This is a genomic window from Stenotrophomonas sp. Y-13 (genome assembly GCF_046267925.1).
Classification (GTDB): Bacteria; Pseudomonadota; Gammaproteobacteria; order Xanthomonadales; family Xanthomonadaceae; genus Stenotrophomonas; species Stenotrophomonas acidaminiphila_A.
Genome location: NZ_CP176501.1, coordinates 876,374 through 901,995 on the forward strand (window position 1 = coordinate 876,374; position 25,622 = coordinate 901,995).

Consider the following 25,622-nt stretch of genomic DNA (forward strand, 5'->3'; position numbering starts at 1 on the left):
CCTCGTGAAGCAGTCCTTCCTTCCCCGTATCGGCGCGGCCGCGGTGGCTTTCGCGCTGGCCTTCGCGTCCGGCGCCGTGCTTGCCCGCGACTTGCAACTGCTCAATGTCTCCTACGACCCCACCCGCGAGCTGTACCGCGACTTCAACGCCGCGTTCGCCAGGCACTGGAAGGAAACCAGGGGCGACAACGTCAGCATCGAAACCTCGCATGGCGGTTCGGGCAAGCAGGCGCGCGCGGTGATCGATGGCATCGAGGCCGACGTGGTGACGCTGGCGCTGGCCTACGACGTGGATGCGATCGCGCAGAAGTCGCGGCTGCTGCCGGCCAACTGGCAGTCGCGGCTGCCGGACAACAGCGCGCCGTACACCTCGACCATCGTGTTCCTGGTGCGCAAGGGCAACCCCAAGGCGATTCGCGACTGGCCGGACCTGCTGCGCGCCGGAGTTTCGGTGGTGACGCCCAATCCCAAGACGTCCGGCGGCGCGCGCTGGAACTACCTGGCCGCCTGGGCGTACGCCGAGCACATTTTCAACGGCGACCGCGCGCGCATCCTCAACTACATGCGCGCGCTGTTCCGCAACGTACCGGTGCTGGATACCGGCGCGCGTGGCGCCACCACCACCTTCGTGCAGCGCGGCATCGGCGATGTGCTGCTGGCCTGGGAGAACGAGGCATTCCTGGCGCAGGAAGAGCTGGGCCCGGACAAGTTCGAGATCGTGGTGCCGCGGCAGTCGATCCTGGCCGAGCCCCCGGTGGCGCTGGTGGACCGCAACGTCGACCGGCATGGCACCCGCGAGGTGGCGCAGGCCTACCTGAACTACCTGTACTCGCCCGAAGGGCAGCGCATCGCCGCCCGCCACTATTACCGCCCGCGCAATCCGCAGTACGCCGACCCGGCCGACATCGCGCGGTTCCCGCAGGTGCGGCTGGTCACCCTCCGCGAGGTGTTCGGTTCCTGGGAAAAGGCGCAGGCCGAGCACTTCGCCGACGGCGGCCTGTTCGACCAGATCCAGGCGGGCAAGTAAGCGGTGGCCGCGAACGCCGCCGCACTGGCGCCGCCACGGCGCCCCCCGCGGGTGCTGCCCGGGTTTGGCCTGGGCATGGGCATCACCCTGTTCTGGCTGGGGCTGATCGTGCTGGTCCCGCTGGCCGGGGTATTCCTGCGCGCCGCCGGACTGGGCGTGGACGGCATCTGGCGGATATGGAGCGAGCCGCGCGTGCTGTCGGCGCTGCGCCTGAGCTTCGGCACCGCCTTCGCCGCGGCCGCGTTCAACACGCTGATGGGCACCTGGGTGGCCTGGGTGTTCGTGCGCTACCGCTTCCCGGGCCGGCGCCTGTTCGATGCCTTGATCGACCTGCCGTTCGCGCTGCCCACCGCGGTGGCCGGCATCGCGCTCACCGCGCTGTATGGCGGACAGGGCTGGGTCGGGCGCTGGCTGGAGCCGCTCGGCCTGAAGATCGCCTACACGCCGCTGGGCATCGTGGTCGCCCTGGTGTTCGTCGGCCTGCCGTTCGTGGTGCGCATCGTGCAGCCGGTGCTGGCCGAAGCCGAGCCTGAACTCGAGGAAGCGGCGGCAACCCTGGGCGCCAGCCGCTGGCAGACCCTGGCGCGGGTGGTCGTGCCGGCGCTGTGGCCGGCGATGCTGACCGGCTTTGCGCTGGCGTTCGCGCGCGGGGTGGGCGAGTACGGCTCGGTGATCTTCATCGCCGGCAACCTGCCCAACGCCACCGAGATCGCACCGCTGCTGATCACCATCCGCCTGGAGGAATTCGACTACGCCGGCGCCACCGCCATCGCCGCGGCGATGCTGCTGCTGTCCTTCGCGCTGCTGCTGCTGGTCAACATCGTGCAAGGCCGCCTGCAGCGCCGGGGCGCCCGGTGAACGAATGGGTGTCGCCGCTGCCGGTGCAGGCCATGCATGAAGCCACGGCGCCCGCGCCGCGCCGGGTCACCACCGAGCCGGGCTGGGTGCAGGCGTTGCTGGTGCTCGGCGCGCTCGGATTTCTGCTGTCGTTCCTGCTGTTGCCGCTGCTGCTGGTGTTCGCCGAAGCACTGCGCGGCGGCATGCAGGCGGCGTGGAGCGCGGTGAGCGACGCCGACGCACTGTCGGCGGTGCGGCTGACGTTGCTGGTCACCGCGATCGTGATCCCGCTCAATCTCGTGTTCGGCGTGGCCGCGGCCTGGGTGGTGAGCAAGCACCGCTTCCCCGGCAAGCGCTGGCTGGTGACCCTGATCGACCTGCCGTTCTCGGTGTCGCCGGTGGTCGCCGGACTGGTGTTCGTCCTGCTGTTCGGCCGCAATGGCTGGCTGTGGCCGCTGATCGAGGACGGGCTGCGCCTGCACCTGCCGGTGGTGGGCGAGGTGCTGCTGCAGCTGCCGCGCATCGTCTTCGCGATCCCCGGCATCGTGCTGGCGACCACCTTCGTCACCTTCCCGTTCATCGCCCGCGAACTGATGCCGCTCATGGAGCAGCAGGGCAGCGACGAGGAACTGGCCGCGCTCACCCTGGGGGCCAATGCCTGGCAGATGTTCTGGAAGGTGACCCTGCCCAACATCCGCTGGGGCCTGCTGTACGGGGTATTGCTGTGCAGTGCGCGGGCGATGGGCGAGTTCGGCGCGGTGTCGGTGGTGTCCGGGCACATCCGCGGGCGCACCAACACACTGCCGCTGCACGTGGAGATCCTCTACAACGAATACGCCTACAGCGCCGCGTTCGCCTGCGCCTCGCTGCTGGCCGCCAGCGCACTGCTGACGCTGGCGCTGAAGACTTTCCTGGAATGGCGCCACGGCCAGTCGCTGGCCGCCGCGCATCGCCACTGAGGTGAATCGATGAACATCCGCATCCAGCAACTGGGCAAGCGTTTTGGTGCCTTCGCCGCGCTCGACGGCGTCAACCTCGATATCCGCAGCGGCGAACTGCTGGCGCTGCTCGGGCCCTCCGGTTCGGGCAAGACCACCCTGCTGCGCGCGCTCGCCGGGCTGGAACACCCGGACCAGGGGCGGATCCTGTTCGAGGGCGAGGACGCCACCGCGCTGAGCGTGCAGGCGCGCCGCGCCGGCTTCGTGTTCCAGCACTACGCGCTGTTCCGGCACATGGACGTGCGCGCCAACATCGCTTTCGGCCTGGAAGTGCGGCGCGGTGCGCGGCGCTGGCCGAAGGCGCGCATCGACGCCCGCGTCGACGAATTGCTGGCGCTGGTGCAGCTCGAGGGCCTGGGCGGGCGCTATCCGACCCAGCTGTCCGGCGGCCAGCGCCAGCGCGTGGCGCTGGCGCGCGCGCTGGCGATCGAGCCGCGTGTGCTGCTGCTGGACGAGCCGTTCGGGGCGCTGGACGCGCAGGTGCGCCGCGACCTGCGCCGCTGGCTGCGCGAACTGCACGACCGCACCGGGCTGACCACGGTGTTCGTCACCCATGACCAGGAAGAAGCGCTGGAACTGGCCGACCGGGTGGCGATCCTCAACCATGGCCGCATCGAACAGGTCGGCAGCCCGGGCGAGGTCTACGACCGGCCGCAGTCGCCGTTCGTGTACGGCTTCGTCGGCGAAGCCAACCGCCTGCCGGCGCGCACCGACGGCGAGGCGCTGGAGGTGGCGGGCGCGCGCTGGCCGCGGCCTGCCGGCCTGCCCGAGGCCGCCGCGCTGGAGGTGTACGTGCGCCCGGAGGACATGCGCGTCGGCGATGCCGGCGACTGGACGGGGACCGTGCTGTCGGTGCAGCGCAGTGGCGCCCGGGCGCGGTTGCGGGCGCGGCTGCGCACGGCCGCGGTGGACGTGGAGGTCGAACTGCCGCCGGACGCGCCGGCCTACGCCGCCGGGCAGGTGGTCGCGCTGGCGGCGCGGCGCCACGGGGTGTTCGCGGCGGACGCGGGGTAGGGCGCCGCGCGTTGGCGGGGCGCGGGGTGGCGGCGCCACGAAACGCTGGCGTCCGGGATCATTTTGGTTAAGAATTTGTAAATTGTGCGCCGCGGCGGCGCCCACCCCACCCGGAGACCCGCATGATCCCCTGCAAGCGTGTTGCAGCCGTTGCCTGTGCTGCCCTGCTGTCCCTGCCGTTCACTGCCTCTGCCGAAGACGCCTCGCCCCTGAGCTGGGAAGTCGCCGCGGTGTCGGATTACCTGTTCCGCGGCGCCTCGCAGACCGACGAGAAGCCGACCGTGCAGGGCAGCGTCACCTGGACCACGTCCAGCGGCCTGTATGTCGGCAGCTTCGCCTCGGGCGTGGATTTCGGCGAGGGCAGCCCCGACGTCGAGGTGGACTACTTCGTCGGCTACGGCTTCGACGTCAGCGACGCGGTCAACGTCGACCTGATGCTCAACCGCTACACCTACCCGGGTGCCAGCGAGATGGCCTACAACGAGCTGGTCACCACCACCACCATCGCCGAGCACTGGAAGGTCAACGTCAGCTACACCAACGACGTGTGGGGCAGCAGCACCACCGGCTGGTATTACGGCCTTGGCGGCGAGTGGGCGCTGCCCAACGATTTCAGCCTCAACGCCAACGTCGGCCGCAGCGTGTTCAACGACAGCGACGTGGCCCAGGATTACACCGACTGGGGCGTGGGCGTGGGCCGCAGCTTCGGCATCGCCAACGTCTCGCTGGGCTACTACGGCACCGACGGCAAGGGCCGCGACAACTTCGGCAAGCTGGCCGACAACCGCGTGGTGCTGGCGGTCAAGATCGCGCGCTGAGCACAGCGGCGCGAGCAAAGAGAAAGGCGCCGCAAGGCGCCTTTCTCATTCCTGCGCGGGCGCCGGGCGGGCCCGGCAGCCGCGTCTCAGTTCCAGCTCAGCACGACCTTGCCGGCCTTGCCCTGTTCCATCAGCTCGAAGCCTTCCTGGAAGCGGTCCACCGGCAGCTGGTGGGTGAGCACCTTGCCCAGCGGGAAGCCGGACAGCACCAGCTGGGTCATCTTGTACCAGGTCTCGTACATCTTGCGGCCGTAGATGCCCTGCACGGTCAGGCCCTTGAAGATGATCTTGTCCCAGTCGCAGCCGGCGCCCTTGGGCATGATGCCGAGCATGGCGATCTTGCCGCCGTGGTACATGCAGTCGAGCATGTCGTTGAACGCGCGCGGGTTGCCGCTCATCTCCAGGCCCACGTCGAAACCTTCCATGTGCAGGTCGGCCATCACGTCCTTCAGCGACTGGTTGGCGACGTTGACCACGCGGGTGGCGCCCATGTCGGCGGCCAGCTTCAGGCGGAAATCGTTGACGTCGGTGACCACCACGTTGCGCGCGCCGATGTGCTTGCAGATGCCGGCGGCGATGATGCCGATCGGGCCGGCGCCGGTGATCAGCACGTCCTCGCCGATCACGTCGAACTCCAGCGCGCAGTGCGCGGCGTTGCCGTAGGGGTCGAAGAACGCGGCCAGCTCGGACGGGATCTGGTCCGGGATCGGCCACAGGTTGCTGGCCGGCATCACCATGTATTCGGCGAAGGCGCCGTTGACGTTGACGCCGATGCCCACGGTGTTGGGGCACAGGTGCGGGCGGCCGCCGCGGCAGTTGCGGCAGTGGCCGCAGACGATGTGGCCTTCGGCCGACACCCGCTGGCCGATCTCGTAGCCGGTCACGCCGGGACCGATCGCGGCGATGCGGCCGACGAACTCGTGGCCGATGGTCAGGCCCGGCTTGATGGTGCGCTGGCTCCACTCGTCCCACAGGTAGATGTGCAGGTCGGTGCCGCAGATGGCGGTCTTCTCCAGCTTGATCAGCACCTCGTTGGGGCCGGGCACCGGCACCGGCACCTCTTCCATCCAGATGCCCTTGGTGGCCTCGCGCTTGACCAGCGCGCGCATCGTGTTCTGTGTCATTGCCGGGAAACCGCAGTGGGAAAGAGTGCCGATTATATGCGTGCGGCCGCCGCCCTCCGTAGCGGGAGGCGGCGCTACGGCAACGGTTTCACCCGCTACAATCGGGCTTTCCATTCTTCGGGGTCCGCTTCATGCGTCTGAATCTTCTCGCTTTTTCCGTGGTGGCCGGGCTTGGCCTGGCGCAGGCGGCCAGTGCCGCCGAAGGCATGTGGGTGCCGCAGCAGCTGCCGCAGATCGCCGGGCCGCTGATGAAGGCCGGGCTGAAGCTGGACCCGCTGCAGCTCAGTAACCTGACCGGCGACCCGATGGGCGCGGTGGTGGCGCTGGGCGGCTGCACCGCCAGCTTCGTCTCGCCGCAGGGCCTGGTGGCGACCAACCACCACTGCGCCTACGGCTCCATCCAGCTCAACTCCACCGCCGAGAAGAACCTGATCAAGGACGGCTTCAGCGCGGCCGCGTTCAAGGATGAGCTGAGCGCCGGCCCCAACGCGCGCATCTACGTGCTGGACGACATCACCGACGTCACCGCCCAGGCCAAGGCCGCCATTGCCGGCGCCGGCAACGACCCGCTCAAGCGCACCGAAGCGCTGGAGGCGCTGGAGAAGAAGCTGGTGGCCGAGTGCGAGGCCGACGACAGCTACAGCTGCACGCTGTACAGCTTCTCCGGCGGCAACACCTACCGGCTGTTCAAGAACCTGGAGATCAAGGACGTGCGCCTGGCGTACGCGCCCCCGGGCAGCGTGGGCAAGTTCGGCGGCGACGTCGACAACTGGATGTGGCCGCGCCACACCGGTGATTTCGCGTTCTACCGCGCCTACGTGGGCAAGGACGGCAAGCCGGCCGCGTTCTCGGCCGACAACGTGCCGTACCAGCCCAAGCACTGGCTGAAGCTGGCCAACCAGCCGCTGGGCGAAGGCGATTTCGTGATGGTGGCCGGCTACCCGGGCCGCACCGACCGCTATGCGCTGGTCAGTGAGTTCGAGAACACCGCCAACTGGACCTACCCGACCATCGCCAAGGCGTACAAGGACCAGATCGCGCTGGTCGAAGCCGCCAGCAAGGACAACAAGGACATTGCGGTGAAGTACGCCGCCAGCATGGCCGGCTGGAACAACACCAGCAAGAACTACGACGGCCAGCTGGACGGCTTCAAGCGCAACAACGTGCTGGCGCACAAGCAGAAGGAAGAGGCCGCGGTGCTGGAATGGCTGCGCGCGCAGGGCGCCGCCGGCAAGCCGGCGCTCGATGCGTATGCGCAGCTGCAGGCGCTGGGCACCCAGGCGCGCAGCACCCAGCAGCGTGACGTCACCCTGGCCATGTTCAACCGCACCGGCACCCTGGGCACCGCGGTGCGCCTGTACCGGCTGGCGATCGAGAAGGCCAAGCCGGACGCGCAGCGCGAGGAGGGCTACCAGGAACGCGACCTGCCGGCCATCGAGGGCGGCCTGAAGCAGATGGACCGCCGCTACGTGGCGGCGATGGACCGGCAGTTCCAGCAGTACTGGCTGCAGCGCTACGTGGCGCTGCCGGCCGACCAGCGCGTGCCGGCCTTCGACACCTGGCTGGGCGGCAGCGATGCCGCCGCCGTGGACGCCGCGCTGGCCCGCCTGGACGGTTCGCGCCTGGGCGACCTGGCCGAGCGCATGAAGTGGTTCAACGCCGACAAGGCCGCGTTCGAGGCCAGCACCGATCCGGCCATCCAGTACGCGGTGGCGGTGATGCCGGCGCTGCTGCAGATCGAGCACCAGAACAAGGTCAAGCGCGGCGAGGAGCTGGTGGCGCGTCCGCTGTTCCTTCAGGCCATCGCCGACTACAAGAAGAGCCAGGGCGGGTTCGTCTACCCCGATGCCAACCTGTCGCTGCGCATCACTTTCGGCAACGTGAAGGGCTACACCGGCCTGGACGGCAAGGTGCAGCAGCCGTTCACCACCATCGAAGGTGTCGCCGCCAAGGAAACCGGCGTCGATCCGTTCGACTCGCCGAAGGCGCTGCTCGATGCGGTCAAGGCCAAGCGCTACGGCGGCCTGGAAGACGAGCGCCTGGGCAGCGTGCCGGTGGACTTCCTGTCCGACCTGGACATCACCGGCGGCAACTCCGGTTCGCCGGTGCTGGACGCGCATGGCCGCCTGGTCGGGCTGGCGTTCGACGGCATCTGGGAATCGGTGGCCAGCAACTGGGTGTTCGACCCGGTGATGACCCGCATGATCTCGGTGGACCAGCGCTACATGCGCTGGATCATGCAGGAAGTGGCGCCGGCGCCGCAGCTGCTGAAGGAGCTGGAAGCGGCCTCGAAGTAAGCCGCGTTCCGCGTTTGATCGAAGACCCCGGGCGGGAAACCGCCCGGGGTTTTCTTTGCCGCCATCCGCGGCGACTCCCGGCCCCTCGACGGGCCCGCGGGGTGGCGGTCATGCGGGGATGGCGGTCATGCGGGGCAAGCCCCGTATCTACGGGCGATATTGCGAAGGCCGTTCAGTCCAGTCGGCACCATCGCCGCAACCGCGCAGGCAATCCGTTGGCGGCACGTAGGTGTGTGGCTTGCCCCACACCGGCCTTCCACGGTGGTCGCGCGGGGCGAGTCCCGTATCCGCGCGGGATGTTGCGAGGGCGGTTCAGTCCGGTCGGCACCGTCGCCGCAACCGCGCAGGCAATCCCTCGGCGGCGCATGGGCGTGGGGCTTGCCCCACACCGGGCCTTCCACGGTGGTCGCGCGGGGCGAGTCCCGCATCCGCGCGGGATGTTGCGAGGGCGGTTCCGGCAGCTCGGCACCGTCGCCGCAACCGCGCAGGCAATCCGTTGGCGGTACGTAGGTGTGGGGCTTGCCCCACACTGGGCCTTTCACGGCGGTCATGCGGGGCAAGCCCCGCATCTACAGGCGATATTGCGAAGGCCGTTCAGTCCGGTCTGTCCCGTCGCCGCAACCGCGCAGGCAATCCTTCGGCGGCGCGTGGGGGTGGGGCTTGCCCCACACCGGACTTCCACGGTGGTCGTGGGGGGTGAGCCCCGCCTCCACGCGGGATGTTGCGAGGGCGGTTCCGGCCGGTCGGCACCGTCGCCGCAACCGTGCAGGCAATCCGTTGGCGGTACGTAGGTGTGGGGCTTGCCCCACACCGGGCCTTCCGCGGTGGTCGCGCGGGGCGAGCCCCGCATCCCCGGGTGTGTTGCGGGAGCGTACCGAGCCGCAGCCGCGGCCGCAGCCGCAGCCGCTTCAGCGGTACGGTCCCGGTCCACGCCAGACCAGCTCGCCGCGCCGGTACACGTACATCACCGTGACCACCTGGCGCGCGTCGCCGATGGACTGCAGTTCCGGTGCGTCGGGCGGCAGCAGGCGGCATTTGCTGGAGCCGCGCCTGAGCGCGACTTCGGCCGGGCAGACCATCAGGTAGGTGGTGCCGGGCAGGGGGATGGAGAGCTCCTTCATGCCCTGTTCCATCCAGGTGCGCAGCCGCGCTTCGCCCAGCAGGTCATAGATGATCTGGTAGCCGCCCACTTCCATGGCCGGCTCGCCGGCGGCCACGTCGTTGCGGTAGCCATTGCGGTTGACCGGCCCGGAAGCGCGGCCATCGTCGGGCGAGGTTTCCCGGGGCAGCCAGCCCGGCGGGCGCCCGGTCCAGGCCTGCGACCGGCGCTGCATGCCCTCGGGCGGGCTGGCGGCCGATGCCTGTGCCGGCTCCGGCGCCGGCGGTTCGTCGCTGCGGGTCTGCGCCGGGGCCGGTTCGGCCGGGGGTTCGATGTAGCGGGCTTCCGGTACCGGCTTGCGGGCGTCGGCCTGGCGGCGGGCGGTGGGCCTGGCCGGCTTCTTGCGCGCGTCGTCCTGCTTCGGCCCCGGCGGCTGGCGGGCAGGGGTCGGGGAGGGCGGAGCCTCGCCGACGAAATCCACCTTGACCCGGCCGCCGCCGGCGGTGCCCTGCGGCGTGGTCACCACCGGCGGCGTGGAATGCAGCAGGAGCAGCAGCACCAGCAGGTGCAGCAGTGCGCTGGCCAGGGCGGCGGCCCACGGCTGCACGCGTTCGTTCCAGCGCACCGCGGGCGGTGACGGGGTAGACGAAGCGCTGCTCATGCCACCGTGCGGGCGTGGGAGCTGCTGGCCCTCATGTGGACGTGACACCGTGCAGCGGATCGGGGGCCGTCATGGTAACGCCTGCGGGCCGCCCGCAGACACGCTGGGCGGCGCCTGCCCGGCTGGCGGCCAAGCGTTCGCCGGGGATTTCGTATCGCAGGCAACCGACGCCTGCGGCACCACGGCGACAGGCTATGATGCGGGCCCCCTCGCCATGGACTCCCAACTGCATGCGCATCCTGCTTGCCCGCCACGGCGAAACGCCGTGGAACGCCGAAGGCCGCTACCAGGGCCAGATCGACATCCCGCTTTCGCCGGTAGGCGAGGCGCAGGCCAGGGCACTGGGCGAGCGCCTGCAGTCGATCGAGATCACCCGCGCGGTGGCGTCGCCGCTGTCGCGCGCGCAGAGCACCGCGCGGGCCGCGCTGGGCAGCGCCCGCGCATCGATGCTGCAGACCGATGCGGACCTGCAGGAAATCGCCCACGGCGAGTGGGAGGGCCTGCTGGCCAGCGAGATCAACGACAAGGACCCGGCGCGCCTGCGCGCCTGGCGCGAGGAACCCGATACCGTGCTGATGCCCGGTGGCGAATCGCTGCGCCAGGTGCTGGACCGCAGTTGGCGTGGCCTGGCGCGCGCCGCCGAGGGCCTGGGCGCGGATGACACCCTGCTGGTGGTCGCGCACGACGCGGTCAACCGCGTGATCCTGTGCAAGGTGCTGGGCCTGCCGATCGGCAAGCTGTGGACCTTCCGCCAGGCACCGACCACGCTGAACCTGCTGGAAGGGCCGGACGTGGAACACCTGGAAGTGGTGCGCCTGAACGATTGCGCGCACCACACCCCGTTCTTCGGCGAGGCCAAGCACCGGGCGTTGTGATGGCGCGCCTGCGGGTACCGCCCTGCTGGCTGGCCGCGGCCCTGCTGGCGTTGTCGCCGTTGCCGGCACTGGCGCAACCGGTCGAGGGCTGCCCGCCGTTTCCAGCGGCGGCCAACCGCGCGCCGCACTACCCGCCGCCGGAACTGTGGCGCCTGCTCGGCTACGTGATCAACGTGATCATCGACACCGATGCCTGCGGGCGGGTAGACGCCGCACGGGTCGAACAGGGTTCCGGCGTGGCGGTACTGGACGCGGCGGCGCTGGCGGCGGCCCGTGCCTGGACCGTGCCGCCGGAATACCGGGGCCAGCCGCGCTACCGTCTGCCGTTCGCGTTCGAACCGCTGCCCGAGGAAATCCCGGCGCAGGCCGGCAGGCGCCTGCGCGACCCGTTCTTCGACGAGCGCCGCGGCGGCCGCGTGCCGATGCCTGCACTGGATGCCGACGGCATGCTGCCGGGCTACATCGCCGATCCGTACCCGATCGGTTTCCTGGCGATTCCCGAGGCGGTCGCCACGATCGGCCCGCTGGCGCTGTTCCGCCGCTATGGCGGGCAGGCCAACTTCTGGCTGCACGACGAAGAAGGCCTGAGCCTGTTCCAGCTGGAAGGCGCGATGATGGTGCGCAACCGCCTGGTCAGCGATGGCCGCCACCGGTTCGTGGTCACCAGCGTGCTGTGTGGCAGCGACCTGGATGCCTGTCGCCAGTCGCTGGCCACGCTGCGCGCCAGCCGTGGCCGGCAGCGGCCACAGGCGGTCGCAGTGGCCACGCCCTAGGCGCGACGGCCGGGCGCGCCGTGGCGCGGCTGTATCATGTGCGCCCCATCCGCGCCGCCGCACCGTGCGCCGGCGCGTGCCACCGAGAATCCCGCATGTCCTCCGCACGTCCCGCCACGCTCGAACAGTGGCTCGCCCATATCGACCGACAGCATCCGCAGCCCATCGCGATGGGGCTGGAACGGGTGCGCGAGGTGGCCGCGCGCATGGGCCTGCAGCGGCCGGCGCAGCGCTGCATCGTGGTCGGCGGCACCAACGGCAAGGGCTCGACGGTGGCCTTCATCGAGGCCATCGCCCGCGCCGCTGGCTGGACGGTGGGTGCCTACACCTCGCCGCACCTGCTGGCCTACAACGAGCGCGTGCGCATCGACGGCGCCGACGTCGACGACGCCACCCTGGTGGCCGGCTTCAACGCCGTGGAGGATGCGCGGGGCGACACCGCGCTGACCTACTTCGAGTACGGCACGCTGTGCGCGTTGTGGGCGTTCGCGCGCGCCGGGCTGGACCTGGCGGTGCTGGAAGTGGGGCTGGGCGGGCGCCTGGACGCGGTCAACATCGTCGATGCCGACGTGGCGGTGATCACCACCGTGGACATCGACCATGCCGACTGGCTGGGCAGCGACCGCGAGGCCATCGGCGCGGAGAAGGCCGGCATCATCCGCGGCTGGAAGCCGCTGATCCTGGGCGAGATCGACCCGCCGTCCAGCGTGCTGCGTCGCGCCTACGTGCTGGGCGCCAACGCGATCCGGTTCGGCAGCGACTTCTTCGCCGAGGCGGTGGACGCCGACACCTGGCGCTGGCGCGATGTCTCCTTTCGCATCGAACTGCCGCAGCCGGCGTTGTGGGCGCCGGTGCAGCGGGCCAATGCGGCCGCCGCCATCGCCGCGCTGCGCGCGCTGGATCGCCCGGTGCCGCGCGCCGCCTGGGCGCGCGGCGTGGCCGCGGCGCAGGTCGCCGGGCGCCTGCAGCGCTTCGAGCGCGATGGCGTGGAAGTGCTGGTCGATGTCGGCCACAACCCGCAGGCCGCCGCCGCCCTCGGCACCGCGCTGCAGGCACGCCCGGCCAGCGGACGCACCCTGGCGGTATACGCGGCGCTGGCCGACAAGGACGCCGCGGGCGTGGTCGCCGCGCTGCAGGCGCGCATCGACCGCTGGTACCTGGCCGGACTGGAGGGCGCCCGCGGCCAGGGGGCCGCGCAACTGCGCGAGCGCCTGGCCGGCACCGCAGCGGCCGGCGCCGCCACCTTCGCGGACGTCGGCCAGGCGCTGGCCGCGGCGCTGGAACAGGCCCGCCGTGGCGACCGGGTGCTGGTGTTCGGGTCGTTCCACACCGTGGCAGAAGCGTTGCCACGGCTGCAGGCAGGCGTCGCGCGCGCCGTGACATCCACCGCCCAGCCGCTGCCCGTGCGCTGACGCGCACTGCGCTCCGTTCAGCTGGCGCGGCCGTGGCCGTCGCCGGCCGCGCATATAATCGCCGGACATTCCGCCCTGCCGCCCATACGCCTTGCCGTGGATACTCCCCTGAAACAGCGATTGATTGGCGCCATCGTGCTGGTGGCCCTGGCCGTGATCTTCCTGCCCATGCTGGTCAAGGGCCCGGCACCGGACAGCGGCGTGCAGGACGTACCGCTGCGCGCCCCCGATGCGCCGGCCGACGGCCAGTTCGAAACCCGCGAGCTGCCGCTGGTCGCGCCGAGCGCCGCTGGCGCCACCGGCATGCCCGCCGCGCAACCGGTCGCCGAGGCCGCGTCCCCGGCGGCGGACCCCGCCAGCGGCGTGCTGCCGCCGAGCGCGGCGGCCGGCAATTACGCGGTGAATTTCGGTGCCTACGCCACCGAAGCCGATGCCGATGCGGTGATCGCCCACCTGAAAAAATCCAACCTGCCGGGCTTCCGCCAGCAGGACACCATCAACGGGCGCCCGGCCTGGCGGGTGCGCATCGGCCCGTATGCCGACCGCGCGCAGGCCGAGCTGGTCCGGCTGGAGGCGGGCAAGGTCCGCGGCGACGTGAACGCGCAGGTGGTGGTGCTCGACGCCGACAAGGAGCCCGCGGCGCCAGCCGCCGCCCCGGCTACCCCGGCTGCGGCTCCGGCCGCGGCTGCGGCCGCCCCGGCGGTGCGGTCCGAGGCCCTGCCTGCCGAGCCCGCCAGGCCGGTGGCCGCCGCGCCGCGGCTCGATCCCCGCAACGAACCCAAGCCCGCTGCGCCCAAGCCTGAAGCGCTCAAGCCTGAAGCGCCCAAGCCCGCCGCGCCGAAGCCGGCCGCCACTGCCACTCCCACCGCGCCGGCCGCGAGCAGCGTCGGCTTCGCCGTGCAGCTGGGTGCGTTCGGCAAGCCGGCCGACGCCAATGCGTTGCGCGACAAGGTGCGCGCCGCCGGCTTCAGCGCCTTCGTCGAACAGGTGCGCACCGACAACGGCGTGCTCAACCGCGTCCGCGTCGGCCCGGTGGCCAACCGGGCCGAGGCCGAACAGCTCAAGGCGCAGGTCGCGGCCAAGGTCGGCATCGCCGGCATGGTCCGCCCGCACCCCTGATGCGGCGAGCGGCCTGATGCCCGGTCGGGGCAACCGGTGATCGACCTGCTGCTGCTGGGGTTGATCGTGGTATCGGCCCTGTTCGGGCTGATGCGCGGCCTGCTGGCCACCGTGTTCGGCGTGCTCGGCTGGCTGCTGGCCGGCTGGGCCGCGTTCCGTTTCGGCCATGACGCCAGCGTGCTGCTCAGCGGCGGCGCGACGCCGACCGCGGGCCAATATGCCGCCGGCTACGCCATTGCCTTCTTCGGCGTACTGCTGGCCGTTTCGGCCATCGGCCTGCTGCTGCGCGGGGTGGTTGATTCCACCGTGCTGCTGAAGGCCCCGGACCGCCTGTTCGGTTTCGGCCTGGGGCTGGTGCGCGGGGTGCTGCTGGCGGTGCTGGCGGTGCTGGTGCTGGGCTTCACCCCCGTGGCCGACGGCGAGCCCTGGCGGCGTTCGCAACTGGCGTCGTGGCTGCACCCGCCGGCCGACTGGCTGCGCGCGCGGCTGCCGGAACTGCCGGCCGTGCCGGAGCATCCGCTGCTGGACTTGGGCAAGGCGGTGCTGGCAGGCGATAATGCCGGACTCAGCGAACATGAAGCGGGCAGCGGACTGCCGCAAGCGATGCCGGAACGGGCGGATGACGCCCGGCCGGCCGCGACCGGAAGCAGCCGCCAGGACCCGGCGAAGGCGTGGCCTTCCAACATCGATCCGGCGCAGGTGCGCCCGGATCACCCCGGTCCGGCGCGGGCCGGGCCATCGGGCCAGGCACGGCCCCCTTCACGTTAACCGGGCCACGGCCCAGCGGAGATCGCGCAACATGTGTGGCATCGTCGGAATCGTCGGCAACCAGAACGTCGCCGGGCAGCTCTATGACGGCCTGACCGTCCTCCAGCACCGCGGCCAGGATGCGGCCGGCATCGCCACCGCGCACGGCACCCGGCTGCGGGTGGAAAAGGGCAACGGGCTGGTGCGCGACGTGTTCGACGAGCGGCGCATGGCGCTGCTGCAGGGCCGCATCGGCATCGCCCACGTGCGCTACCCGACCGCCGGTTCGGAAGGCACCGACGAGGCGCAGCCGTTCTACGTCAACTCGCCGTACGGCATCGCCCTGGCGCACAACGGCAACCTGATCAACACCGAGGCGCTGCGCCAGCAGGTGTTCGAGGCCGACCGCCGCAACATCAACACCGACTCGGACAGCGAAGTGCTGCTGAACGTGTTCGCCTACGAGCTGGACGCGCAGCGCATGCTCACCCCGGAGGCGGCGATCCGCGCCGTGGCCGGCGTGCACCGCCGCTGCAAGGGCGGCTACGCGGTGGTCAGCGTGGTGCTGGGCCTGGGCCTGGTGGCGTTCCGCGACCCGCACGGCATCCGCCCGCTGGTGCTGGGCAGGCGCAGCCATGCCGAGGGCGAGGAGTACATTGTTGCCTCCGAATCGGTGGCGCTGGACGTGCTCGGCTTCGAGCGCGTGCGCGACGTCGCCCCGGGCGAGGCGGTGGTGATCACCGAGCGCGGCGAACTGTTCGCCGAGGTCTGCGCCACCACCACCCAGCAGACGCCCTGCATCTTCGAGTACGTGTACTTCGCGCGCCCGGACTCGATGATCGACAACGTCTCGGTGCACAAGGCGCGCATGCGCATGGGCCAGAAGCTGGGCGAGAAGATCCTGCGCCTGCGCCCGGACCACGACATCGACACCATCATCCCGATCCCGGACACCTCGCGCGACGCGGCGCTGGAAATCTCCAACGTGCTTGGCGTGAAGTACCGCGAGGGCTTCGTCAAGAACCGCTACGTCGGCCGCACCTTCATCATGCCGGGGCAGGGCGAGCGGGTGAAGTCGGTGCGCCGCAAGCTCAATCCGATCCACCTGGAGTTCCGCAACCGCGTGGTGCTGCTGGTGGACGACTCGATCGTGCGCGGCACCACCAGCCAGCAGATCGTGCAGATGGCGCGCGACGCCGGCGCGCGCAAGGTGTACCTGGCCAGCGCCGCGCCGCCGGTGCGCCACCCCAACATCTACGGCATCGACATGCCGGCCGCCGAGGAACTGGTGGCGCACGAGCGCAGCGTCGAGGACATCGAGAAGCACCTGGGCTGCGACTGGCTGGTCTACCAGGACCTCGAGGACCTGGAAGCGGCGGTGCGCGAGGGCAATCCGGAGCTGAAGGCGTTCGATTCGTCCTGCTTCAACGGCCACTACGTCACCGGCATCGAGCCGGGTTACTTCGAGCGCATCCAGCAGCTGCGCTCGGACGAAGCCAAGAACAAGCGCCGCGCCTGAGCCATGCAGGCGGCGGCCGCGCAAGCCGGCGGCATGCCGGCGGTGGATGACCTGCTGCACGCCGCGCAGCTGTGCCTGGCCGAGGCCGATCCGCTGCGCAAGGTGGCGCTGACCCGGCACTGCGCCAGCTTGTTCCGCGCCGGTACGCTGAAGCTGCCGGCGGACGCGCCCGTGCCGGCGCCGATCCGCATGCCCGGCCGCCCCGCGCGCCTGGTGCTGGTGCACCCGCGCGACCTGCCGCGTCGCGGCTTCGGCAGCGTGGAGGGGCGTGCGGCCTTCATCCATGCCATCGCCCATATCGAACTCAATGCCATCGACCTGGCGTGGGATGCGGTGTACCGCTTCCGCGGCCTGCCGGGCAGTTTCCATGCCGATTGGGTGAGCTGCGCCGACGACGAAGCGCGCCACTTCCTGCTGCTGCGCGAGCGACTGCTGGCGCACGGCCACGACTACGCCGACTTCCCCGCGCACAACGGCCTGTGGGAAATGTGCGAGAAAACCGCGCATGACGGACTGGCGCGCATGGCGCTGGTGCCGCGCGTACTGGAGGCGCGCGGGCTGGACGTGACCCCGGCGATGATCACCCGGCTGCGCTCGCTCGGCGACGACGCCACCGCCGACGTGCTGGAAGTGATCCTGCGCGAGGAAGTAGCGCATGTCGCCGCCGGTTCTCGCTGGTACCGCTGGTACTGCGCGCGTGCCGGGGTGGAACCGCGCGCGCGGTTCAAGCAGCTGCTGCACGAATACGCCGGCGGTTACCTGCACGGCCCATTCAATCTCGAAGCCCGGCTGCTGGCCGGTTTCGATGCCGACGAGCTTGCGGACCTGGTCGAACAGGCCGGGTGACGCAATCGCGCGGCCGGCTTCCGCGGCCGCGTGGATCGCATTGCGTTTACCTGGTGCATGCGACGATACCGCTCACTTGTCGCACCCCATGGAGCCGCGCATGCCTGTCTTCCGCCCCCTGTTGCTGGCGTTGCCGATGACTCTGTTGTCGGCCTGCAGCCCCGCCGTCCCCGACGCCGGTGCGCCCGCGCACGAAGCTGCTGTCACGCAGGATGGGCCGGATGCGGCGGCGTTCCCGGCCCGCCTGCAGGCGGCCGGCGTCGAGCCGTTCTGGAGCGTGAAGGTGGAGGGCGAAGCGTTGACCTACACCACGCCGGAAACGATGGACGCGCCGCGCCGGCTGCAGGCCACGCGTCGCCTCGATGCCGATGGCCTGCACCTGGCGGGCAAGGACGGTGGCGTGCCGTTCCGGCTGGACGTGCGCCGCGCGCCCTGTTCGGACGGCATGTCCGACATGGCGTATCCGTTCAGCGTGTCGTGGCGGCTGGATGGCAAGACGCAGCAAGGCTGTGCGTTCGACCCCGCGTCGCCGCCCGCGCCCCGGTAAGCGTGCTGCCGTTTCGGGGCCGGCTCCGTTGCCACCACGCGCCTCTTCTGATCCGCAGGGTCCGCCGACGGTAGTACTTTCCAGTGGCCGGACCCGGTATTGAGCTACGGGGTCAGTGCCTGCAGCCGGTAGCCGCTGGCATCCACCTGCAGCACCGAGCCCTGCTCGTACCAGTCGCCGAGCACGATGCGGGTACAGGTGGCATCGTCCACCTGCACGCTGTGCACGGCCGGACGATGGGTGTGGCCATGGATCATCGTGTCCACCCCGTAACGGCGGAACGTGGCGGCGACTTCGCCCGGTGCCACGTCGGTGACGGTCTCGAACTGCGCGCGGTCGCCTTGCTTCATTTCCGACTGGCGCGCCTGGCTGGCGGCGCGTGCCTTCTGCGCGAAGGCGATGCGTGCTTCCAGCGGTTGCGCCAGGAACTGGGCGATGAACGCCGGGTCGCGGGTCTGCGCGCGGAACGCCTGGTAGGCGGTGTCGTCGGTACACAGCAGGTCGCCGTGCTGCAGCAGCACCGGCCGGCCGTACAGCGTAACCACGCACGGGTCGGGCAGGATGCGCATGCCGGCGCGGCGGGCATAGTCCGCGCCGACCAGGAAGTCACGGTTGCCACGGATGAAGAACACCGGCACCCCGGCGTCGGCCAGTTCGCGCAGCGCGGTGGCGACCGCATCGGCGGCAGCAGAAGGGGTGTCGTCGCCGATCCAGGCCTCGAACAGGTCACCGAGGATGTACAGCGCCTCGGCCTGCCGCGCCTGGCCGCGCAGGAACTCCAGGAACAATGCGGTGATCGCCGGACGGCTCGGGTCCAGGTGTAGGTCGGAAATGAACAGCGTGGTCATGGCCGCCATTGTAGGGCAACGCCGGCGCGCTCCCGATGGCCGCGCGGCGGCCGGTGGGCGCCGCTGCGCGGGCACGGCGGCCGGCCGGCGGCCGCCGCTCAGAACGGCAGCGGCATCAGCTGCAGCGACGCGCCGCCCAGCAGCAGGGCGATGCCGGTGGCGGCCAGCACGTCGCTGGGGTAATGCAGGCCGAGCACGACCCGCGACAGCGCCACGCCGGCGGTGAACGGCAGCAGCAACGGCGCCAGCCACGGGTAGTAGGCCAGCGCGACCACGCTGAACGACACCGCGTGCAGGGTATGCCCGGAGGGAAAACTGTACTCGTCCAGCGGCGCCACCCAGGCGCGGATGCGCAGGTCGGCCGCGAACGGGCGCGGGCGGCGGGTCCAGCGTTTGAGCGCCTTGTACAGGGTCAGCGCGACCACGCCGGTGGCGGCCATGTGCGCGGATGCGCGCAGGCCGTCCATGCCGTCGGCCAGTACCAGTGCGCCCATCAGCACGTACCAGAACACGCCATCGCCGAGGCGGCTGATGATCGCGAACAGGGTGCGGATGCGGCGATGGCGGCAGTAGTGGTTGGCGCGCCGGCACCAGCGGGTTTCGCGGGCGAGCAGGCCGTCAGGCGGCAGCAAGGGCATGGGCACGTCTCCGTTGCGACAGTTCGTGCAGCAATGCCTCGAATTCGGCGACCACGTGGTCCGGATGCAGCCGCTGCATCGACCGGCTGGCGTTGCCGCCGAGCGACGCGCGAAGGGCCGGGTCGCCGGCCAGGTTAATTGCGGCGTTGATGAAGCTGTCGTCGTTGTCCACGGCCACGCCGCTGTACCCGCTCTGCAGATGTTCGCGCGCGGCGCCATAGTCGAAGGCGACCGTGGCCACGCCGCTGGCCATGGCCTCCAGGGTCACGTTGCCGAAGGTCTCGCTGCGGCTCGGGAACAGGAACAGGTCGCCGCTGGCGAAGTGGCGGGCAAGCGCCTGGCCGCGCTGGATCCCGCAGAAGATGAAATCGGGGTTGTCCTGGGCGATGCGCTCGCGCAGTGGCCCGTCGCCCACCCAGACGAAGCGCGCATCCGGGCGCAGCCGCTGGATCCGGCGGAACGCCTGGATCGCCAGGCCGAGGTTCTTCTCCGCGGCGATGCGGCCGACGTGGATCACCGCCAGCCCGCGCGCATCCAGCCCCCAGGCCTGGCGCAGCGCGGTGTCGCGCTGCTGTGGCGAGAACTGCGACGCGTCCACCGCACGCGCCAGCAGCCGTGGGTGATGGAAGCCGTGGCCCTGCAGGAAGTCCTGCAGTTCGCGGGTGGGGACCAGGGTGGCATCGCCCTGGTTGTGGAAACGGCGCATCCAGCCCAGGGCAACGGGCTGCAGCCAGGCCGCACCGTAGTCGGGCAGATACGTGTCGAAGCGGGTATGCAGGCCGGTGGCGACCGGGATGCCGAGCCGCCGCGCGGCGCGCAGCGCCGACCAGCCCAGCGGGCCCTCGGTGGCGATGTAGACCGCGTCCGGCCGCTGCCGGAGCCAGTGCCGGGCCAGCAGGCGCGGCACCGGCAGCCCGAAGCGCAGGCCAGGGTAGCGCGGCAGCGCCATGCCACGCACCAGCAGCTCATGCGCCTGCGCCAGGTCCTGCGACTGGCGCGGACGCACGACGTCGACGTCGTTGCCGCGGGCGCGCAGGCCGCGCTCCAGGCCCTGTACGGTCAGGGCGACGCCGTTGACCTCCGGCGGATAGGTCTCGGTGACGATGGCGTAGCGCATGGCTCCTCCCGTTTGCCGCAGCATGGGGAGAAGGGGTGGCAGCGATATGACCGGCGTGCGTCGCTGGCATGACAGCGCCCGGGGCAGCGGCGCCGGGCCGCGCCCCTGCATGCCCCGCAGCCGCATGCGGGGCGGGCCCGGCATGCACCAGGGGATTCAGGCGACGAACGGCCGGAATGCGATGCCCAGGCCGGCCATGCCCTCGGCCTCGCCGACCAGGTCGGCGCGCAGCAGCGGGCGGGCGTCGATGAAGGCCTTGTCCAGCACCAGCGACAGGGTGTTGCCGTCCACGCTCAGGTCCAGCGTCGGAATCGGGTCGTCCTCGTGCGAGCGGTGCAGCAGCACCGCCAGCCGCAGCAGCGCGGCGGTGCGGCGGGCCGGCAGCAGCAGGCGGTCGGGCAGGGCGTCGAAAGCGGTCTTGGGCACGCCGCGGCGGTGGGTGCGGATCAGCGCCGCCAGCATCTGCTGCTCCTGGCGCGAGAAGCCGGCGATGTCCGAGTGCTCGATCACGTAGCTGCCGTGGGTGTGGTAGCCGCTGTGGGCGATCATCAGCCCCAGTTCGTGCAGGCGCGCGGCCCAGCCCAGCATGCGGGCGTCGTCCGAGTCCAGTTTCCAGCTTTCGGCGACCTGCTCGAACAGGCGCTGGGCGGTCGCTTCCACGCGGAGCGCCTGGGCGGCATCGATGTCGTAGCGGCGGGTCAGCGCCGCCACCGATTCGTCGCGCGGGTCGTTGTCGCCGGCGCGGCCCATGATGTCGTAGAGGATGCCCTCGCGCATCGCCGCCTTGCTGACCAGCAGCTTCTGCAGGCCCAGCGACTGGAAGGCGGCCTCGAGCACCAGCACGCCGCCGGCGATGATCGGCCGCCGCTCGCTGGACAGGGTGGGCAGGTTGATGTCGTCGATGTGCCGTGCGCGCAGCAGCTCGTCGCGCAGCTGCGGCAGGGCCTGGGCGGTGATCGCGCCCTTGCTCAGCTTCATCGCCGCGCAGATCTCGCTGATCGCCTTGTGGGTGCCGGACGAACCCAGTGCCTCGTCCCAGCCCAGCGCCCGGTACTTGGCGGCGAACGGCTGGAACTCGGCGCTGATCTCGGTCAGTGCGTCCTTCCAGCGCTTCTTGCTCAGCTTGCCGCCGGGGAAGAAGCGCCGGGTGCTGGCGATGCAGCCGGCCTGCAGGCTTTCGCGTTCCAGCGGCTGCATGCCGCTGCCGATGATGAATTCGGTGGAGCCGCCACCGATGTCGATCACCAGCCGCCGCTGGCCCGGCTTGGGCGGCTGCGCATGGGCCACGCCCAGGTAGATCAGGCGCGCCTCCTCGCGGCCGTTGACCACTTCGATGGCGTGGCCCAGCGCGGTCTCGGCCGGCATCAGGAACGACAGCGGCGAGCGCAGCTGGCGCACGGTGTTGGTGGCCAGCGCGCGCACCCGGTACGGCGGGATGTTGCGGATGCGCTGGCCGAAACGGGCCAGGCATTCGAGCGCGCGTTGCCGCGCCTCGGCCGACAATCCCCCCTTGCCGTCGAGGCCGTCGGCCATGCGCACGGTCTCGCGCAGGCGGTCGACCACCCGCAGCTGGCCGAGCAGGTAGCGGGCGATGACCATGTGGAAGCTGTTGGAGCCCAGGTCGATGGCGGCCAGCAGGTCGCCGTCCTGCAGCGGGGGAAAGGTCGGGGAGGACTGGGGCATGGCGGAATGGTAGTGGATGGCCGGGGGCGCGTGTCACCCCGTGCGCGAAACCGTGAACCGGCGCCAGGGCCGCACCGGCATGCCCGCCGCGCACGGCGGGCTGCCCGGCGCACGGCCGGGCCCACGCGGGCGGCCATGCGCGGTCGCGGCGGCAGCGTTACAGCGCTTCCAGCAATGCCTGCTGCGCCGAGTGCGGCGGCTGTCCGGGCTGCGGCACGCACTTGCGGTAGCGGCCGTCGGCCTGCAGTTCCCAGGCGTTGAGGTTGTCGTCCAGGTAGTTCTGCAGCACCTCGCGGTAGATCCGCCGGGCCAGGTCGCTGTCCAGGATCGGGAAGCAGGTCTCCACGCGCCGCAGCAGGTTGCGTTCCAGCCAGTCGGCGCTGGCGCAGTACAGCTCGGGCGCGCCGTTGTTGCCGAACCAGTAGACGCGGCTGTGCTCCAGGAAGCGGCCGACGATCGAGCGCACCCGGATGTTGTCGGAGACGCCCTCCACGCCGGGGCGCAGGGTGCAGGCACCGCGCACGATCAGGTCGATCTGCACGCCGGCCTGCGACGCCGCGTACAGGGCGCGGATCACCTGTGGCTCGTTGAGCGCGTTCATCTTGGCGATGATCCGCCCCGGCTTGCCGTCCAGCGCCAGCCGGGTCTCGCGCTCGATCCGCTGCAGCAGGCCGGCGTGCAGGGTGAACGGCGACTGCAGCAGGCATTCCAGCTTCATCTTCGAGGCCAGCCCGGACAGCTGCTGGAACAGCTGGTGCACGTCGTTGCCGATGTCCGGATCGGCGGTGATCAGGCTCAGGTCGGTATAGGCGCGCGCGGTGCCGCTGTGGTAATTGCCGGTGCCCAGGTGCACGTAGCGGCGCAGCTTGCGCCCTTCGCGGCGCACGATCAGCAGCATCTTGGCGTGGGTCTTGTAGCCGACCACGCCGTAGACCACCTGCACGCCGGCGTCCTGCAGGCGATCGGCCAGGCCGAGGTTGGCCTCTTCGTCGAAACGCGCGCGCAGCTCGACCACCACGGTCACGTCCTTGCCGTTGCGCGCGGCCTGGATCAGCGCCTCGACGATCCCCGAATCCTTGCCGGTGCGGTACAGGGTCTGCTTGATCGCCAGCACGTTGGGGTCCACCGCGGCTTCGCGGATCAGCTCCAGCACGGTACTGAACGAGTCGAACGGGTGGTGCAGCAGCACGTCCTCGCGCGCCACCGCCTCGAAGATGCCCTCGGACGTCTTGAGCACGCGCGGGGTCATCGGCGGGTACTTCAGCTCCGGCCGCTGCACCAGGTCGTAGACCTGGATGACGCGGTTGAGGTTGACCGAGCCGTCGATGCGGTAGGCGGCGTTCTCGGACAGGCCGAAGTTCTGCAGCAGGGTCTGCACGATCGGCCGCGGGCAGTCATGGGCGATCTCCAGCCGCACCGCCGGGCGGTAGCCGCGGTCGACCAGCTCGTCGCGCAGCGCCAGCGCCAGGTTTTCCACTTCCTCCTCGTCCACCACCAGCTCGGAGTTGCGGGTGACCCGGAACTGGTAGGCACCGCGTACGTCCATGCCCGGGAACAGTTCGTTGACGAAGGTGGACAGCACCGCCGAGAGCAGCACGAAGTTCTGGGTGCCGCCCAGCGACTTGGGCAGCTGGATGATGCGTGGCAGCGAGCGCGGCGCGCGCACCAGCGCCAGGTGGCCGGCGCGGCCGAAGGCGTCGGTGCCCTTGAGCACGACGACGATGTTCAGCGACTTGTTGAGGATCTTCGGGAATGGATGCGACGGATCCAGCCCCAACGGCGAGAGCACCGGCATGATCTCGTTGCGGAAGTAGGCACGCAGCCAGCGGCGCTGGCGCGCGGTCCAGGTCGACGGCGAGAGGATGCCGATACCCGCGTCCTGCAGCGCCGGGCGCAGCACCTCGTTCCAGCAGCGGTACTGCTGTTCCACCAGTTCGGCGGCGCGGTCGTGGATGGCGCTCAGGATTTCCTGCGGGCTCATCCCGTCCGGCGCCGGCGGCAGGCCGAACTCCTGCGCGTGGCGCACCGCCGCGGCACGGATCTCGAAGAACTCGTCCAGGTTGGTGCAGGAAATGCACAGGAAGCGCAGCCGCTCCAGCAATGGCACCTGTTCGTCCATGGCCTGGGCCAGCACCCGGAAGTTGAAGTCCAGCTGCGACAGCTCGCGGTTGATGTACAGCGCCGGGTCGCGCAGCGGGTCATTGCCCGGGGCCGCGGCAACGGGGGACGGGACGGGAGCGTTCATGCCGGGGAGTCTTCCGTGGACGGTGGCGAGGGGAGGGCGGTGCGCGGGCGGACGTGTTCGGCGTCGAAATGGCAGGCGAAGGTACTGCCCTGGCCGACTTCGCTGCGGATCTCCAGCCGCGCCTGGTGCAGGCCGAGGATGTGCTTGACGATGGACAGGCCCAGGCCGGTGCCGCCGCTCTCGCGCGAACGGCTGCTGGACACGCGGTAGAAGCGTTCGGTCAGGCGCGGCAGGTGGTTGGCCGGGATGCCGTAGCCGGTGTCGGTCACCGCCAGCACCGCGCCGTCGCCCTCGCGGGCGAAGGTCAGGGTGATGCGGCCGCCGGCCGGGGTGTAGCGCACCGCGTTGGTGACCAGGTTGGAGAACGCGCTGTGCAGCTCCTTGTTGGAGCCGGCCAGGTCGACCCCGGCGCTGTCCTCGATGGTGATCGTGTGGCGGCCCTGGCTGTGGGCCTCGGCTTCGCGCCGCAGCGAGGCGAGCATCGAGGTCATCGCCACGGTTTCCAGCTCGGTCTGCTGCTGCGATTCCAGCCGCGACAGGGTGAGCAGGTCTTCCACCAGCTGCGCCATGCGCTGGGACTGCTTGCGCATCTCCGCCAGCATCGGCCCGGTGTCGGGGAAATCCTCCGGGTCCATCATGTCCAGGTAACCGTGCACCACCGTCAGCGGCGTGCGCAGCTCGTGCGAGACGTTGGCGACGAAGTCGCGGCGCACCTGCTCCAGGTGCAGCAGCTTGGTCACGTCGCGCGCCACCAGCAGCCAGTGGTGGTCCGAGTACGGAATCAGCCGCAGGTGCAGGCGGATGCCCGGATCGACCGGCGAATTGGCGTCCAGGATGGGTTCGGCGTTGCGCCCGCCGGCCAGCCAGTGCGCCAGCGGCAGCGGCTGCAGGCGCTCCACCAGCGGCGCGTCCATGTCGGCCGGATGCTGCAGGCCCAGCAGCGTGGTGGCCGCCTCGTTGAACCACTGCACGCGCTGGGTGTTGCGGTCCACCACCACCACCGCGTCGGGCAGCGCCGCGGCGGCCGCGCGGTAGCTGCGCAGCATGTCGATCAGGCGCCGCTTGCGCACGCGCATTTCCTGCTGGTTGCGGTACAGCAGGCGGTCAAGCTCGTTCCATACGCCGGTGCCGCGGGCGGTTTCCCAGCGCTGGCGCGCGGTCAGGCGCAGCAGCACCTGGCGCAACCGCCAGTAATGCCAGGCGAGGATCCCGAGCGCGGCCAGCGCCAGCACCCACGCGGGATGCCCGAGCAGGGCGCCGATCAGCAGGGCCGACAACAGCAGCGCGGCCAGGGTGGCCAGCGTCTTCAACCAGGCGGATCGGAATTGGCGGGGCATTGCGCTCTCGGGTGATGCGGGTGGAACCTTGGGCACTGCGA

At 70.7% G+C, this 25,622-nt stretch carries 22 protein-coding genes; 14 read left to right on the forward strand and 8 right to left on the reverse strand.

Annotated features, from left to right (window positions below; translation table 11 throughout):
- The first annotated feature begins 4 nt into the window (after window positions 1–4).
- The 5 genes from ACJ7VY_RS03850 to ACJ7VY_RS03870 all read left to right on the forward strand — a co-directional run bounded on the left by ACJ7VY_RS03850 (window position 5) and on the right by ACJ7VY_RS03870 (window position 4,694).
- Window positions 5–1,027, forward strand: a complete 1,023-nt coding sequence (locus tag ACJ7VY_RS03850; RefSeq protein WP_409476393.1) for a sulfate ABC transporter substrate-binding protein — start codon at window positions 5–7, stop codon at window positions 1,025–1,027.
- A 75-nt stretch (window positions 1,028–1,102) separates the two neighbouring features.
- Window positions 1,103–1,885, forward strand: a complete 783-nt coding sequence (gene cysT, locus ACJ7VY_RS03855) for a sulfate ABC transporter permease subunit CysT (RefSeq protein ID WP_237723603.1) — start codon at window positions 1,103–1,105, stop codon at window positions 1,883–1,885.
- Entirely contained in the window at window positions 1,882–2,823 is a 942-nt protein-coding gene (cysW, locus tag ACJ7VY_RS03860) for a sulfate ABC transporter permease subunit CysW (protein WP_409476394.1), read from the forward strand. Before cysT ends, cysW begins: the two co-directional genes overlap by 4 nt.
- Before the next feature lie 9 nt (window positions 2,824–2,832).
- Window positions 2,833–3,876 (forward strand): sulfate/molybdate ABC transporter ATP-binding protein, encoded by a 1,044-nt coding sequence (locus ACJ7VY_RS03865; RefSeq protein ID WP_161615232.1) that lies wholly within the window; start codon window positions 2,833–2,835, stop codon window positions 3,874–3,876.
- A gap of 122 nt (window positions 3,877–3,998) precedes the next feature.
- Window positions 3,999–4,694, forward strand: a complete 696-nt coding sequence (locus tag ACJ7VY_RS03870) for a TorF family putative porin (protein WP_240211757.1) — start codon at window positions 3,999–4,001, stop codon at window positions 4,692–4,694.
- An 86-nt stretch (window positions 4,695–4,780) separates the two neighbouring features.
- Here ACJ7VY_RS03870 and tdh read toward each other — a convergent pair whose 3' ends face one another.
- Window positions 4,781–5,803 carry an L-threonine 3-dehydrogenase gene (gene tdh, locus ACJ7VY_RS03875; RefSeq protein ID WP_104938167.1) on the reverse strand — a complete coding sequence of 341 codons (1,023 nt, stop codon included), beginning with the start codon at window positions 5,801–5,803 and terminating at the stop codon, window positions 4,781–4,783.
- A 146-nt stretch (window positions 5,804–5,949) separates the two neighbouring features.
- On the opposite strand from tdh, the gene ACJ7VY_RS03880 reads away from it, so the two are divergent.
- Complete coding sequence (locus tag ACJ7VY_RS03880; RefSeq protein WP_409476395.1) at window positions 5,950–8,115, forward strand: S46 family peptidase; 2,166 nt, start codon at window positions 5,950–5,952, stop codon at window positions 8,113–8,115.
- 908 nt (window positions 8,116–9,023) lie between these two features.
- On the opposite strand, the gene ACJ7VY_RS03885 is transcribed toward ACJ7VY_RS03880, so the two are convergent.
- Complete coding sequence (locus ACJ7VY_RS03885) at window positions 9,024–9,875, reverse strand: type II toxin-antitoxin system RelE/ParE family toxin (RefSeq protein WP_321990026.1); 852 nt, start codon at window positions 9,873–9,875, stop codon at window positions 9,024–9,026.
- Window positions 9,876–10,105: 230 nt separating this feature from the next.
- Here ACJ7VY_RS03885 and ACJ7VY_RS03890 point away from each other — a divergent pair, with 230 nt between their 5' ends.
- From ACJ7VY_RS03890 to ACJ7VY_RS03925, 8 genes are all read left to right on the forward strand, one after another.
- Window positions 10,106–10,750 carry a histidine phosphatase family protein gene (locus ACJ7VY_RS03890; RefSeq protein ID WP_104938170.1) on the forward strand — a complete coding sequence of 215 codons (645 nt, stop codon included), beginning with the start codon at window positions 10,106–10,108 and terminating at the stop codon, window positions 10,748–10,750.
- Window positions 10,750–11,523, forward strand: a complete 774-nt coding sequence (locus ACJ7VY_RS03895; protein WP_409476396.1) for a TonB family protein — start codon at window positions 10,750–10,752, stop codon at window positions 11,521–11,523. The genes ACJ7VY_RS03890 and ACJ7VY_RS03895 overlap by 1 nt, the downstream gene beginning before the upstream one ends.
- Before the next feature lie 95 nt (window positions 11,524–11,618).
- Entirely contained in the window at window positions 11,619–12,935 is a 1,317-nt protein-coding gene (folC, locus tag ACJ7VY_RS03900; protein WP_409476397.1) for a bifunctional tetrahydrofolate synthase/dihydrofolate synthase, read from the forward strand.
- Between the two features lie 96 nt (window positions 12,936–13,031).
- A complete protein-coding gene (locus ACJ7VY_RS03905) occupies window positions 13,032–14,054 on the forward strand; it encodes an SPOR domain-containing protein (RefSeq protein WP_312348108.1) in 1,023 nt (340 codons plus the stop codon).
- A 36-nt stretch (window positions 14,055–14,090) separates the two neighbouring features.
- On the forward strand, window positions 14,091–14,822 hold the full coding sequence (locus ACJ7VY_RS03910) for a CvpA family protein (RefSeq protein ID WP_321990030.1): 732 nt from the start codon (window positions 14,091–14,093) through the stop codon (window positions 14,820–14,822).
- A gap of 31 nt (window positions 14,823–14,853) precedes the next feature.
- On the forward strand, window positions 14,854–16,320 hold the full coding sequence (purF, locus tag ACJ7VY_RS03915; RefSeq protein WP_409476398.1) for an amidophosphoribosyltransferase: 1,467 nt from the start codon (window positions 14,854–14,856) through the stop codon (window positions 16,318–16,320).
- 33 nt (window positions 16,321–16,353) lie between these two features.
- Window positions 16,354–17,166: a ferritin-like domain-containing protein gene (locus tag ACJ7VY_RS03920; RefSeq protein WP_409476399.1), complete on the forward strand. Its 813-nt coding sequence runs from the start codon at window positions 16,354–16,356 to the stop codon at window positions 17,164–17,166.
- A gap of 100 nt (window positions 17,167–17,266) precedes the next feature.
- The gene (locus tag ACJ7VY_RS03925; protein WP_409476400.1) at window positions 17,267–17,713 is read left to right on the forward strand and encodes a COG3650 family protein; all 447 of its coding nucleotides are present in this window, start codon (window positions 17,267–17,269) and stop codon (window positions 17,711–17,713) included.
- Between the two features lie 104 nt (window positions 17,714–17,817).
- Here ACJ7VY_RS03925 and lpxH read toward each other — a convergent pair whose 3' ends face one another.
- The 6 genes from lpxH to phoR form a co-directional block, all read right to left on the reverse strand.
- Entirely contained in the window at window positions 17,818–18,561 is a 744-nt protein-coding gene (gene lpxH / locus ACJ7VY_RS03930) for a UDP-2,3-diacylglucosamine diphosphatase (RefSeq protein ID WP_409476401.1), read from the reverse strand.
- 98 nt (window positions 18,562–18,659) lie between these two features.
- Window positions 18,660–19,199: a phosphatase PAP2 family protein gene (locus ACJ7VY_RS03935; protein WP_240211744.1), complete on the reverse strand. Its 540-nt coding sequence runs from the start codon at window positions 19,197–19,199 to the stop codon at window positions 18,660–18,662.
- Complete coding sequence (locus ACJ7VY_RS03940) at window positions 19,180–20,316, reverse strand: glycosyltransferase family 4 protein (protein WP_409476402.1); 1,137 nt, start codon at window positions 20,314–20,316, stop codon at window positions 19,180–19,182. The genes ACJ7VY_RS03935 and ACJ7VY_RS03940 overlap by 20 nt, the downstream gene beginning before the upstream one ends.
- A gap of 156 nt (window positions 20,317–20,472) precedes the next feature.
- Window positions 20,473–21,999 (reverse strand): exopolyphosphatase, encoded by a 1,527-nt coding sequence (ppx, locus tag ACJ7VY_RS03945; protein WP_313247578.1) that lies wholly within the window; start codon window positions 21,997–21,999, stop codon window positions 20,473–20,475.
- Between the two features lie 157 nt (window positions 22,000–22,156).
- Window positions 22,157–24,244, reverse strand: coding sequence for a polyphosphate kinase 1 (ppk1, locus tag ACJ7VY_RS03950; RefSeq protein ID WP_409476403.1), 2,088 nt, complete (start codon window positions 24,242–24,244; stop codon window positions 22,157–22,159).
- Window positions 24,241–25,581: a phosphate regulon sensor histidine kinase PhoR gene (gene phoR / locus ACJ7VY_RS03955; protein WP_409476404.1), complete on the reverse strand. Its 1,341-nt coding sequence runs from the start codon at window positions 25,579–25,581 to the stop codon at window positions 24,241–24,243. Before phoR ends, ppk1 begins: the two co-directional genes overlap by 4 nt.
- Window positions 25,582–25,622: the final 41 nt, after the last annotated feature.

Bases quoted from the DNA above. Each gene is read 5' to 3' on its own strand.
- cysT (WP_237723603.1), top strand. From the start codon at position 1,103: ATGGGCATCACCCTGTTCTGGCTGGGGCTGATCGTGCTGGTCCCGCTG.
- purF (WP_409476398.1), top strand. From the start codon at position 14,854: ATGTGTGGCATCGTCGGAATCGTCGGCAACCAGAACGTCGCCGGGCAG.
- ACJ7VY_RS03890 (WP_104938170.1), top strand. From the start codon at position 10,106: ATGCGCATCCTGCTTGCCCGCCACGGCGAAACGCCGTGGAACGCCGAA.
- ACJ7VY_RS03925 (WP_409476400.1), top strand. From the start codon at position 17,267: ATGCCTGTCTTCCGCCCCCTGTTGCTGGCGTTGCCGATGACTCTGTTG.
- folC (WP_409476397.1), top strand. From the start codon at position 11,619: ATGTCCTCCGCACGTCCCGCCACGCTCGAACAGTGGCTCGCCCATATC.
- ACJ7VY_RS03870 (WP_240211757.1), top strand. From the start codon at position 3,999: ATGATCCCCTGCAAGCGTGTTGCAGCCGTTGCCTGTGCTGCCCTGCTG.
- tdh (WP_104938167.1), bottom strand. From the start codon at position 5,803: ATGCGCGCGCTGGTCAAGCGCGAGGCCACCAAGGGCATCTGGATGGAA.
- ACJ7VY_RS03885 (WP_321990026.1), bottom strand. From the start codon at position 9,875: ATGAGCAGCGCTTCGTCTACCCCGTCACCGCCCGCGGTGCGCTGGAAC.
- ACJ7VY_RS03880 (WP_409476395.1), top strand. From the start codon at position 5,950: ATGCGTCTGAATCTTCTCGCTTTTTCCGTGGTGGCCGGGCTTGGCCTG.
- ACJ7VY_RS03895 (WP_409476396.1), top strand. From the start codon at position 10,750: ATGGCGCGCCTGCGGGTACCGCCCTGCTGGCTGGCCGCGGCCCTGCTG.
- lpxH (WP_409476401.1), bottom strand. From the start codon at position 18,561: ATGACCACGCTGTTCATTTCCGACCTACACCTGGACCCGAGCCGTCCG.
- ACJ7VY_RS03935 (WP_240211744.1), bottom strand. From the start codon at position 19,199: ATGCCCTTGCTGCCGCCTGACGGCCTGCTCGCCCGCGAAACCCGCTGG.
- ACJ7VY_RS03920 (WP_409476399.1), top strand. From the start codon at position 16,354: ATGCCGGCGGTGGATGACCTGCTGCACGCCGCGCAGCTGTGCCTGGCC.
- ppx (WP_313247578.1), bottom strand. From the start codon at position 21,999: ATGCCCCAGTCCTCCCCGACCTTTCCCCCGCTGCAGGACGGCGACCTG.
- phoR (WP_409476404.1), bottom strand. From the start codon at position 25,581: ATGCCCCGCCAATTCCGATCCGCCTGGTTGAAGACGCTGGCCACCCTG.
- ACJ7VY_RS03865 (WP_161615232.1), top strand. From the start codon at position 2,833: ATGAACATCCGCATCCAGCAACTGGGCAAGCGTTTTGGTGCCTTCGCC.
- ACJ7VY_RS03940 (WP_409476402.1), bottom strand. From the start codon at position 20,316: ATGCGCTACGCCATCGTCACCGAGACCTATCCGCCGGAGGTCAACGGC.
- ppk1 (WP_409476403.1), bottom strand. From the start codon at position 24,244: ATGAACGCTCCCGTCCCGTCCCCCGTTGCCGCGGCCCCGGGCAATGAC.